Origin of the sequence: Dictyobacter kobayashii, assembly GCF_003967555.1 — a bacterium.
Taxonomy (GTDB): Bacteria; Chloroflexota; Ktedonobacteria; order Ktedonobacterales; family Ktedonobacteraceae; genus Dictyobacter; species Dictyobacter kobayashii.
In genome coordinates, this window is the sequence record NZ_BIFS01000001.1 from 5,993,542 (window position 1) to 6,010,310 (window position 16,769).

The window sequence follows — 16,769 nt, forward strand, 5'->3', positions numbered from 1 at the left end:
GCGCATGACCTGCCTTGTAAGCGAGAGGTTCTTCCCGGCCTGGGTCACGGCTACCCGGAGGATTTTGCTGAACGCGTACTCACCGGGCTAGCGTTTATTGAACAAAGCTAACAGACGATTTTGCTCAAATAGATGCTCTGATTGCTCCTCGTCTCCCTATGAGGTTTCACCAACGACCTGGCGGACCTTTATAGAGAGACGGATGGAGTTTGAGCAAGACCTATGCCTTGATGAAGGTCAGCAGGTCTTTATTGAGTTGTTCCTTGTGCGTGCTCATGAGCCCATGAGGCGCGCCGGGATAGACCTTCAAGGTCGCGTCCTTGACGATCTTGGAGGAGATCGTGCCTGAGTCGGAGAGCGGCACGATCTGGTCATCGTCGCCCTGGATGATCAGGGTCGGGATATCAAATCGTTTGAGGTCTTCCGTCTGGTCGGTCTCGGAGAAGGCCTTGACGCAGTCGTAGGCAGCCTTGAGGCCGACCTGCATCGCCCAGAGCCAGAACATATCCAGAATGCCCTGCGAGACCTTGGAGCCGGGCCGGTTGGCACCGTAGAAGGCGAGGCTCAGATCCTTGTAGTACTGTGAGCGATCCTTGATAACGCCCTCCCGGATCTGGTCGAAGACCTCGATGGGCAGGCCGCCTGGATTGGAGGCTGTCTTGAGCATCAGCGGGGGGACCGCACTCACCAGCACAGCCTTCGCAACGCGTGAGGTGCCGTGGCGACCGATGTAGCGGGCCACCTCGCCGCCACCGGTGGAATGGCCCACCAGGATGGCATCTTTGAGATCAAGGGTATCGAGGAGTTGGGCCAGATCGTCGGCGTAGTGGTCCATGTCGTTGCCGTCCCAGGGCTGGCAGGAGCGGCCATGACCACGTCGGTCATGGGCAATGGCGCGGTAGCCCTGTGAGGCCAGGTAGAACAACTGGTCATCCCAGGCGTCGGCATTGAGCGGCCAGCCGTGGCTGAGGACGATGGGTTGGCCCGTGCCCCAATCCTTGTAGAAGAGCTTTGTTCCATCTTCTGTGGCAATAGTGCCTGTACTCATGGGATCATTTTCTGCCTTTCTGTGTGGAAAAGTTTTGTGTCGCAACCGTGCTTGATCGGTAATGATTATCTAGGTCCGAACTGCACAGGGGCTCGCGCTGGCACGACGTACGGGAAGTCCTTGTCGCGGAACTGCTGGGATACGGCTGGCTTCAGCCCCGAGGGCACAGCCGTGTTCACCACCAGGGACAGCATCGCTTCGGGTGCGTTGTCGGCCAGCGTTCGGCCATTAAACCCGGCGAATCCGTAGGTTGCCGGCGTCCCGACCACGTAGGGCAAGACATCAGGGAACAGTTCCCGCGCCACGGTCTGGCCGTAGCCCTGGGGATCGTCTGAGGTCCCACTGGCCGCGACGGCGGCGGCAATGAGGTCTCCGATGTGCTTGCCATCGGTGTTGAAGTCCTCCGATGGGTGCCGCGTGTTGGCGGGATGGGTGAAGTGGACGTCATCCGGCCAGAAGATCGGCCACATTATGGGATGCCCCGCGCGGTTGATCTGGCGCCAACCGCCGGCGTCCGTGGCGAGTTTCGTGGCGCACCAGACACCAATGTAGGCGCCAGGCCGCAGTTGTGGATGCTGATGGGAGACCTCCAGCACGATAGTTTCGACAGTGGTGCCAGCGAAGTTATTCTGCGCCTTCTCCGGGTGCCAGCCCGACAGGTCGAGCGCGGTCCCATTTCTCACGGCCGAATTGACCATACCGAGCAGCGACAGGTCGATGTAGAATGAGTCGTTGATGCGCCCGGCCCAGAGTCGGGTATCAGGCCCGGTGACCGTCTCACCGGTCCGACCTTCGAGCACAAGAGCGCCAGGCGCCGAGTCCGAGCGCGCCTCGCCGCCTGTGAGCGCGTGCAACTGTAGAGCCTGCCGTCCGTTTGCGTCTGCTTTGCCGAATGAGATGCGGTACGTCAGGGTTTCGAAATTGGCTCCATCGAAGTGCACCTTGAACTCGTAGCGTGCCTTATGATGGAAGCCTGGTTGTATATGAGCTTCAGTAATGTTGGAATTGACATCCATGACAAACACGGTGCTGTGGTTACCGTTAAAGACATACAGATCGTCGATAAAGAGTTGGCCGTTCTGGCGTGCCAGAGGCGTATCAAGATGATGTGACATAGCACTTTCCTCCTTTGAAACTAATAGGGACAAATCACCACAGCAACGAAGAGCAAAGGTTGCGCACAAAACGTTTTTTTCTGTTTGAAAGAAACAACATACATGTTTCTGGTGCTCTTTTTCCGCGAGTGACAAGGGGAAATGTGATGTGAAAGGTTGAGCTTTTTCCTCTCTCACTATCGACACGAATCTTTCCCCTATAATGGTTGACAATCTCCGCGAAAACATATAAACCCAGTATAAAGTCAGGGGTGCTTTTGGGCACCGCGTGGAGGAAGGGGTGATGCTATGGGGCACCAATGTGCTGGGATACAGGGCCGCCGCTCTGCGGAGGGCGGCAAGCGACCGCAGAGGGTCGCACCTACGGTTGGGATTTGCGGTTGGGGCACATGCGGTTGGGATTTGCGGTTGGGGCACATGCGGTTGGGATTTGCGGGTCGCACATGCGGGTGGGGCACATGCGGGTGGGATTTGCGGGTCATACCAACGGGGAAGGGGCTTCGTTTGAGCCCCTTCCTGGTGGTGCGAGGGTAACGTAAACAGACTGGTCGATGGCTATTTGATGCTACCGACGGTGACGCCTTTAATGAAGAAGCGCTGGCTAAACAGGAACAGGATAATCAAGGGCAGCACTGTAAGCAATGAGGCTGCCATAAGCAGGTTAAACTGGATATCGTGGGTGGAGCGGAAGACCTGCAGGCCGACCGCCAGCGTACGTTTCGTGTCATCCTGTAGATAGATCAAGGGTCCCATGAAGTCGTTCCAGGCACCGATGCCTGAGAAGAGGGCCACGGCCGCCAGGGCGGGACGCGCCAGAGGTAGAACGACATTCCACATAATCTGCAGTTCAGTCGCCCCATCCATGCGCGATGCCTCAATCAATTCCTTAGGGATCTGTAGCAGAAACTGACGTAGCATAAAGATGAAGAAGGCTCCGGCGAAGAAGTGAGGCACGACCAGAGGAAGGATCGTGTTAATCCAGTGCAAGCGGGCAAACAAATCAAATTGCGGGACAATCGCGATCGGGAAAGGAATGAACATAGTCGCGAGCACGATATAGAAGACCTTATCGCGTCCCGGCCACTCAATGCATGCAAAGCCATAGGCCACAACCAGATTTGCCAGCACCGAACCAATGATAGTCAGGACCGTAATGAGCAATGTATTGCTAAAGTAGACCCCAAAGGGAATGGTACTTACCGCCAGGGCAAAATTTTCAAAATGCAACGAAGTCGGAAAAAGGCTTGGAGGGAACTGTGCCAGATCTGTTGTCGACTTGAGTGAAGTACTCAACATCCAATAAAACGGAATGATGTAGATAAGGCACATAAGGATCAGGAAGACGCGTGGGCCGGTTGTTTGCATAACACGTTGTAGCGTGGCACGTCGACGATAACGCATCATCTCATCAGTCTCTACGCTTTTTTTGTCGATGACCTGGGTACTCATAACTGTATCCTCCCGATAATTATTATGTTCTAACGTATCCTGCTACTTAGCTAACCAATTCGTAATTCACAAAGCGCTGTGAAACGGTAAAGAGTACGCCAGCCAGGGCCAGACCAATGATAAAGAGGATCAGCGAGAGGGCGCAGGCATAGCCCAATTGAGCGTAGGCGAAGGCGTTACGGTAGAGGTAGAGCATGTAGAACAAGGTGCCATTATTAGGACCACCATTGGTCATAATATAGGCCTGCTGGAAGATTTGTAGACCACCGCTGAGAGCAGTAATCAAATTGAACAGGATGATCGGGGACAACAAAGGAAGAGTAATAGAGAAGAAGCGGCGCATAGTACCAGCGCCATCAATCCTGGCAGCATCATAGAGAGTATCGGGTATACCACGCAGGCCGGCCAGAAAGATCAGGGCAGCATTACCGGCCCCTAGCTGAGCAAGGGCGATAATCACATTCTTTGCCCCTAAAGGATCGCCCAGGAAGTCCTGGGTAGGTGCCCCAAACAGCGAGAAAATATAATTGACGATCCCATATTGTGGATTAACCAGCACAATGAAGATGAAGGCCATCGCAAAGGCTGGCAAGATCGAAGGCAGGTAGAGGATAGCGCGATAGATACTTACCTCACGCACATTGCGATTCATCGCTATTGCCAGTAAGATAGCCACCACGATACCCACCGGAACAGCCCAGAGAACATAATAGAGCGTATTACTCAAAGACAGCCAGAAGAGGCTATCCCCAAACAGACGACCATAATTCTGGAGGCCAAGCCAGACCGGGGATTTGAAGCCCGAGTAACGCGTGAAGCTTAACGAAATAGAATAGATCATCGGATAGATAGTAAAGATCAGCAAACCTAGGATCCAGGGACTGATAAACAGCAGGCCCTTAACAAGATTAGAACGATCTCTCCGACTTAGCCTCGGTGCAGATTTCGGTGAAGACTTTACTGCTAACACAACCTTGTCTCCTTACATGTAAAGGCGCACAGGGTGCGCACCTCTAGCATCACAACATCATTGTTTACGGATAACACAAGCAAAGCAGTCATAAGTGGGTCAAGGATGCAAACGAGTTAACTATTTGTACGGGTTACTCCAGCCTTCCAACTTAAATGGGCAATACTGCTGCATCTGTGGCTGTACGCGGTTATAATACTCCTGCAATGCCGCCTTTGGTGTGGCAGTATTGAAATCCACCTTATCCTGAACTGAGCTCAACTCATCGCTGATCTGACCACCGACCGGAAGAGGCGGGCGACTAACCGAGTAGGCAAGGGTCTGGACAAAGAAGGTATGTCCTGGATCGTAGAGTTGCTTCTCATCCAACAAAGCTTTCCAGGTCGGCAGGTGGCTGGTTTCTTGAGTATAGATACGCTGACCATCGGGTCCGGCCATAAAGCGCAAGAAACGGTAGCCGCCATCAGCATTATTAGCGCCAGTAGGAATCGTAAGAGCGAAGCCGCCCGACCACGTAAATGGAGTTGTACGATCATCAGGAACTGGCATATATGTCACGCCATAATCCAGTTTCGGCACGTATTGCTTAATGCTTGAGAGATCCCAATCGCCATCGATCTTGAAGGCCAGGTGGTTGGTATAGAAAGGGTTCTGTGAAGGAAGGGCATTAGCAGGTTGATAGGTCGAAGTGAAGGTACTTATCTTCTGATAATCCAGAGCCTGCGACCAATCATGATACATATTAAAAGTATTCAGCATCGCTGGCTCAAAAGGGGTCAACTGGCAGGTACTATTGTTGAAGAACTGAGCACCATAATCGAGGGCCCAGGTAGTATGGAAGGCCTGACCATACCAGGGGATAAAGCCCACGCGATCATAATTGCCATGGGCGTCTTTATGATCGACCTTAAAAGCAAGTTCCTGCAACTTACTCATCTTGATCGGTCCATTCTTCGGATCAAGGATAGCCGGATCGATCCCAGCCTCGCGCAAAACCGTTTTGTTATAGTAAAGTACACGGGCATCGGTATCCATAGGAATACCATAGGGATGACCTTGAAAGAGGGTTTCGGCCCAGGCAAAAGGAAGATACTGCTTAGAAAGATCCTGGCTCTCTTTACTGGTATAAGGATATAGATCCGAGAGAAGGCCAAGAGCAGCCTGTTGTCCGACTGTAAAACGGTCAATCAAATAAACATCGGGACCAACGCCACCGCGGACAGAAGTGATGAGGGCGGTGGAATCACCTGTCCCTGTACTGGGTTCAGGCACGACACGCACATGGAGATCAGGATTTGCCTTATTGAAGGCATCGGCGATATCGCGTTGGGCCTTCATATCGATATCATCGGTGATACCAGTCCAATAGACAACTTCTTTGGGGCCGCCTGCGTTGCTGCCACAGGCTCCAAGGACCATGGAGAGGAGAAATAAGAGCAGCAAAACACCATGTGGTTTACGTAACCAGTGCCGAATACTCATGTCGGGCTCCTTACATTGAGCGCTAAGCCATATAGATCAGCGAAGATCTTATAAGCTTGCGGCGGGTTTAAAACAACACTGTTTTCCAATGTAGTGCTACAACAAACGGTTATTGTTGTACTGAGCATGAACCTACCCACTGGATCGACGCTTGCTTAAAGAAAAGTATAACATACCGACAGTGTGTTATGTACTATTTTGATGTGTACAAAATGTCTTTTTGATTATAAAAATAGTGTGAAATTGATAAGTTAAGATAAATGGTAGAGTTTACAATAGCAACAGTAGATTCATTATCCAGGTTCGACAGGCCTGGTGGGCGGGGTGTCAAAAAACGGCGGAACAGGTAGACACCCTCTACCGAAAGAAACGAGAGATCATCAAAAGCTGCCACGACAATGCGGCTCCTCTCTTTAGTTTCTTAGCACGAGATCAGTAACGTGCTTTGTGTGACAAGGAATCAAAGAACAATATCCAGGGTCTTCTTCCCCTGTTCTCTCCTTGATATCTTCCAATGTTGCAAAGTATGCTATTACCAAACATTTGGTAGGTTTTCTTTTATGCAAGATAAAGAATCTCGTTCAGTGGCGCGTGAGCGCGTCCTCGATGCTGCTGAACTCCTTTTTGCCCGTCAGGGGTATGCCTCAGTCACGTTGCGTGCTATCGCCGCGCAGGTGGGTATTCATCATACCTCGCTCTATCATCACGTTCCCGGGGCAAAGAGGAGTTGTTTATGGAAGTGATGGAGCGTAACTGCAAGCGGCATCATGAAGGATTGTTACATGCCATTTCTCAGGCCCATCAGGAGATACAGGCACAGCTCTACGCGGCTTCTGATTGGTGGCTTTCGCAGCCCCCGATGGATATCGTGCGGCTGAACTATTCGGATATGCCAGAGATCGAGCCTGCTCACGCGACACGCTTGAATGATATGATTCTTTATGGTGGCTAACATTGTACGTACACCAAACTCCTCGGTTGCCACAGTTGCTGGCGCACTTGCCGTTATCGCGTTGCTGGCGATGATCTATGCCTGGTGCACGACGGGTTCATGGCGCACTCTGTTCAGGCCGCGAACAAAGCATGGATGATGGCTGCCCCTGGATGGAGACTTGTGTAAGTACCACCTTGATATCGATTCGAAGCGGTACTTTTCCCTTAAGTATTAACCGACCGAAAATTTGAAGAGGCGATGGACTGCCAAAGCATCTTCGCCTCGAGTACGTGCTTTCAATTGCTTTTCCCAGGTGCTAGATATGAAAGCGACCCTGCCTTACATCTTCCCTTTTTTTTAGCTTAGAGATTGGTCATGCGCTCGAGATGATCGGGATACCGATCCCTTGTACCGTGATCTTTGAGATGGCACTTTTGATCTCTCGCAGATCGTCGGGCTTCAGTTCGATGTCAAGAGCGCCGATATTCTCATCCAGGCGCTCAAGCTTGCGGGAGCCCGGTATGGGAACGATCCACGGCTTCTGAGCGAGCAGCCAGGCCAGCGCGATCTGAGCCGGTGTTGCACCCTTCTGGTCTCCAATCCTGGCAAGCAGATCAATTACCGCCCGATTGGCTTTCCGTGCCTCCGGAGTATAGCGAGGGAGGCGGCTACGGATATCAACACTGGCGAAGGACGTATTTTCGTCGATCTTCCCCGTGAGATAGCCCCTGCCCAGGGGGCTGTAGGGAACAAAGCCGATACCGAGCTCCTCGCAAGCAGGAAGCACTTCCTTCTCAACGGTTCTCCACCACAGCGAGTATTCGCTCTGAACTGCCGTGACCGGCTGGACCGCGTGAGCGCGACGGATGGTTTCTGCGCCTGCTTCAGAAAGGCCGAAGTGTTTCACCTTCCCTTCTTGAATCAGATCCTTGACTGTTCCGGCCACCTCTTCGATAGGCACATCAGGGTCCACACGGTGCTGATAGTACAGATCGATGACATCTTGAGCCGCTTGAGTGAGTCCTCGGCGGTCTGCTTAATATGCTCTGGCCGACTATCCAGGCCCATCGTCTCCCCATTGGAACCAAATTTGTAGCCAAATTTAGTGGCGATCACCACCTGCTCGCGCAAGGGAGCAAGAGCTCCGCCCACCAGTTCTTCATTGGTGAACGGGCCGTAGACCTGGGCGGTATCAAAAAAGGTAAGGCCGCGTTCGACTGCCGACCGGATCAGTGCGATCATCTCCTGTTTGTCGGGAATCGGGTTTTCATCATGGCTCATTCTCATGCAACCGAGCCCAAGGGCCGAGACTTCCAGATTATTGTTTCCAAGTGTACGCTTCTGCATGTGCTGATCTTCTCCATCCTGTTTACAAAAACAGAGAGGCATGATCTCTGTCTGGTGATAATTATAGACGCGCTTTCGCACAGAGTGATAGAATAATTCGCGCAAATGATTGAATAATCCTGCACATCTTGCGATAGATGATGGAGGAACCAGAGAAGAAGTTCCGAATCTAATCTTGACAAGACATTTTAATTTGTGGTAGCTAGATACTTTAAGATACTACTTTTTAGCTTTTAAAACGAGGTTATGTAATGTCACCAGAGATACGAACCTTGCCAATTCGGGCGATTGATTGCTTGAAGTTCTGTTACAAATTGCGCGAACACGGCGAGGCCATTACCACATCGACCATGAAAGAGCGCCTATCGCCGTTAGAACCAACGGGTCAATTGAGTGACGCGACCGTTACCCAGCTCTTCAAGTGGTTAGGTGAGCGAGACTATGTACGATACACTCCTTATCGTGGGGTTGAGCTTACCGAGGTAGGAGCCATCATGGCGGCATCCCTGGTGCGCCGGCACCGTCTACTTGAACTCTTTTTAATTCAGATCATGGGTTTCCCTCTGGAAGAAGTAGATGCAGAAGCCGAGCAAGTCGAGCACGCTATCTCAGACGCCTTCGTAGATAGAATGGATGAATTACTCGGGCATCCCACCGAAGATCCCCATGGAGATCCCATCCCCAACAAAGTAGGAGGGGTGATCACGCCAGTCAGCCAACCCCTCTCAACGGCCCAGGTGGGGCAGCAGGTCATTGTACAGCGAGTAAGCGATGAAAATCCCGATCTCCTACGTTACCTGTCTTCCTTAGGACTAATCCCCGGTGCCAAACTGGATATCCTCGCCGTAGCACCATATGGAGGTGTATATACAGTGCGCATCGGCTCCCAGACCCATGCAATAGGCGAGGCGGTCACCGAGTCTGTTCTTGTACGGCCAGTGACCCCAGAACTGAAAGACAAGCCGCAAGCCACGCCACCAATAGAAGAGCCAGCGCCATAATTATTCTCTTATGTGTGTATAAGTTAGAGGATCATCGAAGCGACCGCTTCGATGATCCTCTAACTTACTGCTGAAGGCGAAATGTGCCATGGGTATTCTCGAATAGGACCGTGTTCTGGCCGATCCGTAGCAGCATATCGGGATAGTGGGTATGGTGCGGGTCGACGAATTGGAGCGTAATAGGTATCAAATCCACCTGTGAGCCACTAAGGCGGGGCCGATAAAGATGCGTGCACGGGCCGCATCATTGCCAGGAAGCTCAATCACCTCAATTTGCCCCTTTATATTGAGGGCCACAAAATGGCTAGGCTGGCCCGTCTGCTCATGTCCCACATAAGCATCTGTCTGAAACGTACGAGGTCGACCATAGTGCCAATCATCGCTCGTAGTAGCGATCCAACCCCCCATCCACTGTGCCAGCAAGATTAGCAGCAGCGCAAAACTCATCCCAATGCCAACCAGTGTAGCCAAGGAGGCGGAAGGAAACTGTGAAGCCATGCGCAGCAGAAGTCGAGCGCCCGGCAAAGAAGCCAGTTGAGATTTTTTATGGTTCTGAAGTTGGCGAGAAGCGCGAACCCAGGCCGGAATCTCTGACTCAGGATAAGAATAAATCGGGCGATGGCGAAGGACGCTGCGAGGAAGTCCCATGGTTGAAGACATACACCGTGCTCCTTATGCATAGAAAAGAATGAGAGCAATGAATTTGTAAGGCTGACGAAGAACAACTTCTAAAGAAAGTGTAGCCGAATGACCCATCCTTTGCCTAGCGAGTTATCCACCAACTGAGCATGAAGGATGTGGATGACTTGTGGAGAACCATCAAACGATGTGGATAAAATGGGAATGAGTAGAGGGAAGCCAAATGCTGAACCAGCATAGTATGGCCAGCCAGTGGAGCGCCGGGTGGTTAAAGCGAAGAGAGGAAGGATGGCATCAAAGCCATCCTTTATGGCGAAAGCGCCATAACACCGTTCCACTGACGCAGACCACACTCAAGACCATTACCGCAAAGCCGATACGATGGGTAAGGAGCGGGATATCCTGAATAGTGTAGGTACTAAAAAAAGTGAAAATCAGGGTACATGGTAGCAGGATGGTAGAGACCATGGTCAAGATCTTCATGACATTATTTGTATGGTGTGACACATGGGACACATAAATATCGAAGATACCATTCACTGATTCCTTGGCGGCCCTGGACGTATCGATCAAGCGTGAAAGCCGGGCATCCAGATCCCGATAATAAAGCATAATCTCCTGCTCAGGAATATAGTGGAAATCAGGGCGCAAAAAGACAGCAAAGATGGCGCGATGTTGATCTGCCAACTGACTTAACGCGAAGGCATAGCGCTTAAAGTGCAGCAACTCTGTCAGAAAGTCATCAGAAGTATCGAGAAGGGCGCGCTCCTCCATCTGCTCGATCTGTACCTGCATTTGAGCATTGACATCTTCATAGTAAGTCAATAGCTCATCTAACACAATATACAAAAAGAAGGCCGAATCGATCTGAGTATTCTCTGTATGTAATGCGCTGCGGGTAAGAATACGTTCTGTAAATGGCAGAGGGATCTGGTGGGCGGAAAGAAAAAATTTCTCGCCAACAAACAAATTGACCTGATGTGCCTGTACCCGGTAAGGCCTACTTTCTAGAACCGGCAAGGTTGCAGTCACAAAGAAATGGTCTCCAAAAACATCCAGGCGAGGATTGCGCCAGGGGAAAGAGCAGCCTGGGTTGCTATTGAATGAATGCGTAGTGCCTGGGCCAATGTTTGGAGATCTTCTGCCACATAATTTGAGAGATCGATCCAGGTATAATTGTCGGTTCCCGCTAGAGTTTCAGCTAGATCTGAAACCTCTATATTACGTGGTGGGATAGCAGCCTGAAAAGTATAACCTATAAATGTTGTTGGTTGTAGCGTAGAGTTCTCGTGCATAGGTGCCTGTTCAAAGTGAATAACATCCTGGATAAGGGATGTAGTTGTCGATGGAAGTGTTTGCCTGGAACCACCAGCGAGAGTAGTCGCGGACCCAGGTCTTCTATATTTCACGGACAGGCGAGACAGCCTTGTGAGAAGCTTCTTACGCTGGTCCTTCACGGTTAATTTTTCTGTTGGCATAATAGATATGCTATTCTTTCTTTTTATCTGTGGTAGAGAGAAAAACAAGAAGTCCTTTATGATACGTTCTAGAAGAGAATTTATCTACAAATGTATCGGCCAAAAATAGTTTAATGCCCATCACTTTTTCTCGTTTTGCATGCTATTGCATAATGATTGTTATCTATGCTACAATTTGCGTGGTAATTGGCATTTATAAAGTAAACAAGAATTTCTTTCAGCAGCAACCAGTACCATAGTTTGACATATACAGCGTGGAGGAAATACATTAGCGATGGAAAACTATCAAAGAACGAGCAATAGTTATCTGAACACAGTTATAAATACCTTCACGCAAGGGCTGCGCGCGTTGCCGACGGATGTGGTAACGAGGGTAAAAAACTTCCTGATAGAATATTTAGGGAAGCCAGAACAGCCAGTTCCATTTGGTGGGCGCGAGCGCGATCTCAGGCACCTGGATGAGTGGCTTGAAGATCCACAGGCCCCGCCCTACCTACTGCTGGCGGCCCAGCAGGCCGTGGAAAATCCGCATTACTTTTGCACTGGTGCCAACAATTATTCAAGCGACGTGAGCTAGCGATTGTCTATTTTCCGGTAAGTATTCGGTTTCGAACCAACCTGGCTGGCATAACTTTTCCCGCCCTGGCGGCGTTACTAGCCTCACTGCATGGTGAGCAGATTCCTAAAGACCCAAATCTCGCCGAAGAATTCTGGCGTACGCTTCTCAGTGATTATTTGATGCGTCCCTTACCGGATGGGCGCAGGCTCCTACTAGTTTTAGACGGGATAGATGAAGCCGCTGACTGGACGGCAGGTTCACCACTCTTTCCGCGCACCCCCCCAACTGGTTTACGTATTGTGCTCTCAGCGCGTTCGCTGGCCAACGATCAGGGTGCTGACTCCTGGCTGCAGCGACTGGGATGGGAGCAGCCAGGGCAGGCCAGTACGTTGGAGCTTCTACCGTTGGATCGGTCGGGTATATCCAATGTTCTCCACCAAATAGGTTTTCCCCTGGACCTTTTAAGTGCGCGTTTTGACATAATTTCCGAACTGTACCGTCTAAGTGAAGGCGATCCACTATTGATTCGTCTCTATGTAGACGATTTATGGAAGCGCGGAGAGGCCGTAGTTCAATTTACCCAGAAAGATCTCCGAGCTATCCACCCAGGTCTGGAAGGATATTTCGAGCGGTGGTGGAAGGATCAACGCCAATTGTGGAAGTATGAGTCGCCCCAACGAGAGGGGGCCATCCAGTTGGTGTTGAACATATTAGCCTGCGCACTGGGACCACTAAGCAAGAAAGACATCATGAGCCTGTTGCCAGGCGACATGCAGTTTCAGGAAGACGAATTAGAGCAATACCTGGTTCCCCTTGCTCGTTTTGTCACGGGTGACGGTATCCATCAAGGCTATGTCTTCAGCCATCCACGGCTTGGGAACTACTTCTATGAAGAACGGCTCAACGAAACTGAGCGTGAGGAAATTGAGCAACGTTTTCTAAAATGGGGAGCACAAACGTTAACGGCCCTCAATGAAGCGAGCTTGCAGCCGGAGCAAGCCTCTGTCTATATTGTGCAATATTATGGTGCTCATCTAGAGCGAGCCCAGGCCAGCACAGACACGCTCCTCACATTAGTAAGCAATGGCTGGCGACGTGCCTGGGAAAAGCTAGACCGTGCCCAGGCAGGTTTTCTGGGTGACGTAGAGCGAGCATGGCAAGCCATTGAGCAGTTAGATCGAGAGATGATTAATGGGGGAGAGTTGGCCTCCTATCAAGGAGAAGAGATTCTTTGTCTCCTGTGCCAGGTAAGCGTCAACAGCATGACAAATAGTATATCGTCTCGATTAATGCTAGAAGCAGTGAAAACAGGCATCTGGACGCCTGCCCAGGGACTGGCATGTATCCGGCTGATTTCCGATCTAACCGCGCGAGCACTAGAACTGGTGGCTCTGGCTCCTTATGTGCAAGAGCCTGTAAAGACAGAAATCCTGCATGAAGCCCTGGATACTATTTCGACGCTCAGAGACGAATACACACGCTTTGATGCCATCATTGCAATGGCGCCAGGATTATCTGAAGAATTGCTGCGGCACATTCTAGAAACTATTCCAGCAATCGAGGACGAAGCCGACCGTGCCGGAATCCTGGTTGAACTAGCACCCAGTCTAGCCCCTTATCCTCTGCTTTTGGAAAAAGTCATAGTATTAGTGCAAGAGATTGAAGAGGAAGAATATCGAGCGCTGGCCTACGAAGGGCTTGCTGCATATAGTAGTACGGAACAGCGACTGCATATCCTGGAACTAGCGTGCCAGATTGAGGAAGAACGGTACCGGATACCAGTGCTCATCGCGTTGATCCCATACGTACCCGAAAGCAGTTTACAAGAGATTTTCCAGCAGTCGGAGCATGTTCTAGATGGTCTCTCACGAATGCGGCTACTGACTGAACTGGTGGTGCATCTTCCTGAAAGATGGAAAGCAGAGGCGCTGCAAGCAAGCTGGAGATTAGAGCAAGATATTGAAGATCGCGACTACCGCATTGAGGCACTCATCAAACTGGCGCCTTACTTATCGAGAGACCAATATAGCCAGGCCTTACATGAGATGAAATTTCTCTGGGATGACAGAGTCAAGGCTCGGGCGTTGATGGCAATAGCTCCATATGTGCCTGAAGAGTCCTTACTTGAGCTTCTACAGATTGTGTTAGCCATGAAAAGCGACGAAGAGTGCAATGCTGTCTTGCTACTACTGCTGTCCCGCTTGACAATAGAGCACCTGGAGCCAGTATTAGAGCATGCACAAAGCATCTGGGATGAAGGTTGCCGTGCTAATCTGCTGGCTGCGTTAGGTCCTTATCTTCCTGAAAAGCTGTTTCCAAGATTACTAGAGCTCCTGCTAACGATCCATGACCCTGGCTATCGCGTCTGGTTGCTAGCCGAACTAGAAGATCTTCTCCAAGGGAAATCACTGGATAAGCAATATAGCCTTACAGTAGTCTTTCAGGCAATGGCAGGAAGAGAAGAACGCTTACAAACCCTCCTGGCCATCGCGCCCCGCTTATCTGACCGTGCCATAGAGCGGCTATTCAGCTTCATGTTACCAGAAATCTTTGATTTTGCCTGGAAGGTCCACACGGAAGAGATGCGTGCTCATATCCTTACTAAATTAGGGATGCGGTTGCCCAATGAACGGTTAGCAAGAGCTTTGGACATGGTCCAGAGTTTCCAAAACGAGGCTTATCGAGTACAAGTTTTGATCGAGCTTGCCCCGCGCCTCTATGGCGACCTGCTCTCCAAAGCACTGGATATCGTGAGAGGGATGAAAGAGCGAGACAAACGCGCCCAGGTCCTGGAAGTGTTGGTGTCTTCTCTCCCCAAAGAACGGAGAGGAGAGCGAGTGTACGAGCTCCTCCACGTGCTCCAACTTATCAAAGATGAGGCTGAGCGTACTCACATCATCTGTGTCTGCCTGTCCTTGACGACAACAACGCTACCAATGGAGCAGGAACAATTACTAGTGGGAATTGTTCCGACACTGTCTGAGAAGGAGAGCCAGGCAGAGATGCTGCGAGCTCTGGCTCCTCATCTGCGACCCGCATCATTTCCGCCTGTCTTCACCATCGTTGAGAGCTTAGACGATGGTGAAGAACAAACGCGGGTATTAGAAGCGCTAGCGCCGTACGTGTCAGAAGAAGTGTTCATACCCTTTTTTCGCCTGGTCCTCACCTTTCAGCAATCGCGATGGCGTAGCTCAATCCTGGCAAAAACTGTCCCGCACCTTTCAGAGAGCATAATCAACAAGCTGATGGAGATGGCATTGCTCATGCCGAATGAAGAGTTGAGAGAAGAGATCATTGAAGCGCTGGCATCATACATGCCGGAAGTATATGTGCTGCAAGTACTGGAAATCGCCCTGGCTTTTACCAATAGAGGAAGGCAACTTACTATCCTAAAAGCCCTGGCTCCCCGCATACCAGGGAATTATTTTCCTTCGTTATGGGACACTATTGAGGGGCAATGGTGGCTCTTACAAGCTCTGGCCCCACATCTCTCTGAAGCACTCTTTATGCAGACATGGAAAGCAGCCCTGTCCATTCGAAAGATACAACAACGCTCGCAGACGCTCTATATCCTGGCTCCCTATATGCCCACACAACATCTAGAGCAAGTATGGGAGGTATTGCCAACGCTGGTAGCTGAACGTCCCTATTGGACCATATTAGAAAGGCTCGCGCCACGCGTACCGGATGAACTCATTGGTCAATTTTTCCCGCTTGTACAAACGATCACCAACGAAGAGATACGTATCCAGATCATGACGACGCTGATACCGCGTCTGCCGCAAGAGCTTTGGCCCCAGATCTGGGAATCGTTATACGAATTGAAATCCGAGCATTCAATGATGAAACTCCTCATTGCGACGTTCCCATATCTTTCAGCCGACTATCTAACTGCAGCCTGGGACATACTGCAGGCAATAGAAAACAGTGAGCGCTGGGTACTGGCCATCAAAGAGTTTCTGCCATACAGCAAACCAGAGCATATTACTCACATAGCGGAAAGAGTGCTGGTTTTCCCTTATGGGAAATTGCAAGCGGATATGTTGGAGATCCTGGCTCCCTATCTAAAAGAAAGACAGGCTATTGAAATTGTAAGAGACTTGCTCGTGAGGCAAAAGGGAGACTCCTCCTGGTTGGAGAAAGGAGGGATAGTAACCTGGAACAGAAGATGGCGAGCAACGTTGCTGGCTATCCTGATCGGGTACCTACCGCATGAGCATGCATTAATAGCAGTGCCCGTGATTTTAGAGATAGTACAGGGTCTGAAAGCGGAAGAAGATCGGGCGGCGATATTGACGAAACTGGCTATAGCTCTGCCGGAAGATTATTTGGAGGAGACCCTGGATGTGCTCTGGTCAATGGAGAGCCAGTATTATCAGGGAAGCGTTCTGAAAGAACTGCAGCGTTCCACCTCTGCCAGTGGTAGGGCAAAAATATTGGAGAAGGCCCTGATACACATGCAAAAGAAAGAAGATCCCTATATCGCGGCCCAGGTTTTGGGGGAAGTAAAGAGCGAACCAATGGACGGTGAGCGAGAGCGGATATATCTGTTGTTAAACTACACCTTACATTTACTGGCGAGGCGGACACGTCGGGAGGCGTTATTTATCCTGACCGCGCTGATGCCAGCCCTTTCAATGGTGGGTAATGAACGTGTTCTACTGGAGGTAAGCAGCGCTATGTTAGAGATTGGTTCCTGGTGGCCTTAGTCCAACGGCTGTATCTCAAACACAAGTTAGATGTTGTT

Annotated in this window: 13 protein-coding genes and 1 pseudogene; 5 read left to right on the forward strand and 9 right to left on the reverse strand. The window is 50.7% G+C overall.

Annotated features, from left to right (window positions below):
• Positions 1-220: 220 nt before the first annotated feature.
• The 5 genes from EL645_RS26735 to EL645_RS26755 form a co-directional block, all read right to left on the reverse strand.
• Positions 221-1,048, reverse strand: coding sequence for an alpha/beta fold hydrolase (locus EL645_RS26735; protein WP_126553890.1), 828 nt, complete (start codon positions 1,046-1,048; stop codon positions 221-223).
• Positions 1,049-1,113: 65 nt separating this feature from the next.
• On the reverse strand, positions 1,114-2,163 hold the full coding sequence (locus EL645_RS26740; protein ID WP_126553892.1) for a DUF4331 family protein: 1,050 nt from the start codon (positions 2,161-2,163) through the stop codon (positions 1,114-1,116).
• Positions 2,164-2,718: 555 nt separating this feature from the next.
• A complete protein-coding gene (locus EL645_RS26745; RefSeq protein ID WP_218032031.1) occupies positions 2,719-3,612 on the reverse strand; it encodes a carbohydrate ABC transporter permease in 894 nt (297 codons plus the stop codon).
• A 46-nt stretch (positions 3,613-3,658) separates the two neighbouring features.
• Entirely contained in the window at positions 3,659-4,582 is a 924-nt protein-coding gene (locus EL645_RS26750; protein ID WP_126553894.1) for a carbohydrate ABC transporter permease, read from the reverse strand.
• 120 nt (positions 4,583-4,702) lie between these two features.
• Positions 4,703-6,064 (reverse strand): ABC transporter substrate-binding protein, encoded by a 1,362-nt coding sequence (locus EL645_RS26755; RefSeq protein WP_126553896.1) that lies wholly within the window; start codon positions 6,062-6,064, stop codon positions 4,703-4,705.
• A gap of 560 nt (positions 6,065-6,624) precedes the next feature.
• Between EL645_RS26755 and EL645_RS26760 the strand changes: the two genes are divergently transcribed.
• Positions 6,625-6,807 (forward strand): TetR/AcrR family transcriptional regulator, encoded by a 183-nt coding sequence (locus tag EL645_RS26760; protein WP_126553898.1) that lies wholly within the window; start codon positions 6,625-6,627, stop codon positions 6,805-6,807.
• Positions 6,798-7,016 (forward strand): hypothetical protein, encoded by a 219-nt coding sequence (locus tag EL645_RS26765; protein ID WP_126553900.1) that lies wholly within the window; start codon positions 6,798-6,800, stop codon positions 7,014-7,016. Before EL645_RS26760 ends, EL645_RS26765 begins: the two co-directional genes overlap by 10 nt.
• A 344-nt stretch (positions 7,017-7,360) precedes the next feature.
• Here EL645_RS26765 and EL645_RS45790 read toward each other — a convergent pair.
• A pseudogene (locus tag EL645_RS45790) lies at positions 7,361-8,345 on the reverse strand (aldo/keto reductase).
• Between the two features lie 251 nt (positions 8,346-8,596).
• Between EL645_RS45790 and EL645_RS26775 the strand changes: the two are divergent.
• A complete protein-coding gene (locus EL645_RS26775) occupies positions 8,597-9,346 on the forward strand; it encodes a metal-dependent transcriptional regulator (RefSeq protein WP_126553902.1) in 750 nt (249 codons plus the stop codon).
• A gap of 186 nt (positions 9,347-9,532) precedes the next feature.
• Here the strand turns inward: EL645_RS26775 and EL645_RS26780 are convergent, their stop codons facing one another.
• The 3 genes from EL645_RS26780 to EL645_RS39615 form a co-directional block, all read right to left on the reverse strand.
• On the reverse strand, positions 9,533-10,006 hold the full coding sequence (locus EL645_RS26780; RefSeq protein WP_126553904.1) for a hypothetical protein: 474 nt from the start codon (positions 10,004-10,006) through the stop codon (positions 9,533-9,535).
• Positions 10,007-10,279: 273 nt separating this feature from the next.
• Positions 10,280-11,017: a magnesium transporter CorA family protein gene (locus EL645_RS26785; protein ID WP_161977716.1), complete on the reverse strand. Its 738-nt coding sequence runs from the start codon at positions 11,015-11,017 to the stop codon at positions 10,280-10,282.
• Positions 11,014-11,463: a hypothetical protein gene (locus EL645_RS39615; protein WP_161977717.1), complete on the reverse strand. Its 450-nt coding sequence runs from the start codon at positions 11,461-11,463 to the stop codon at positions 11,014-11,016. The genes EL645_RS26785 and EL645_RS39615 overlap by 4 nt, the downstream gene beginning before the upstream one ends.
• A gap of 274 nt (positions 11,464-11,737) precedes the next feature.
• Here EL645_RS39615 and EL645_RS26790 point away from each other — a divergent pair, with 274 nt between their 5' ends.
• Positions 11,738-12,040 (forward strand): hypothetical protein, encoded by a 303-nt coding sequence (locus EL645_RS26790; RefSeq protein WP_126553908.1) that lies wholly within the window; start codon positions 11,738-11,740, stop codon positions 12,038-12,040.
• Complete coding sequence (locus EL645_RS26795) at positions 12,001-16,731, forward strand: hypothetical protein (protein WP_126553910.1); 4,731 nt, start codon at positions 12,001-12,003, stop codon at positions 16,729-16,731. The genes EL645_RS26790 and EL645_RS26795 overlap by 40 nt, the downstream gene beginning before the upstream one ends.
• Positions 16,732-16,769 lie beyond the last annotated feature (38 nt).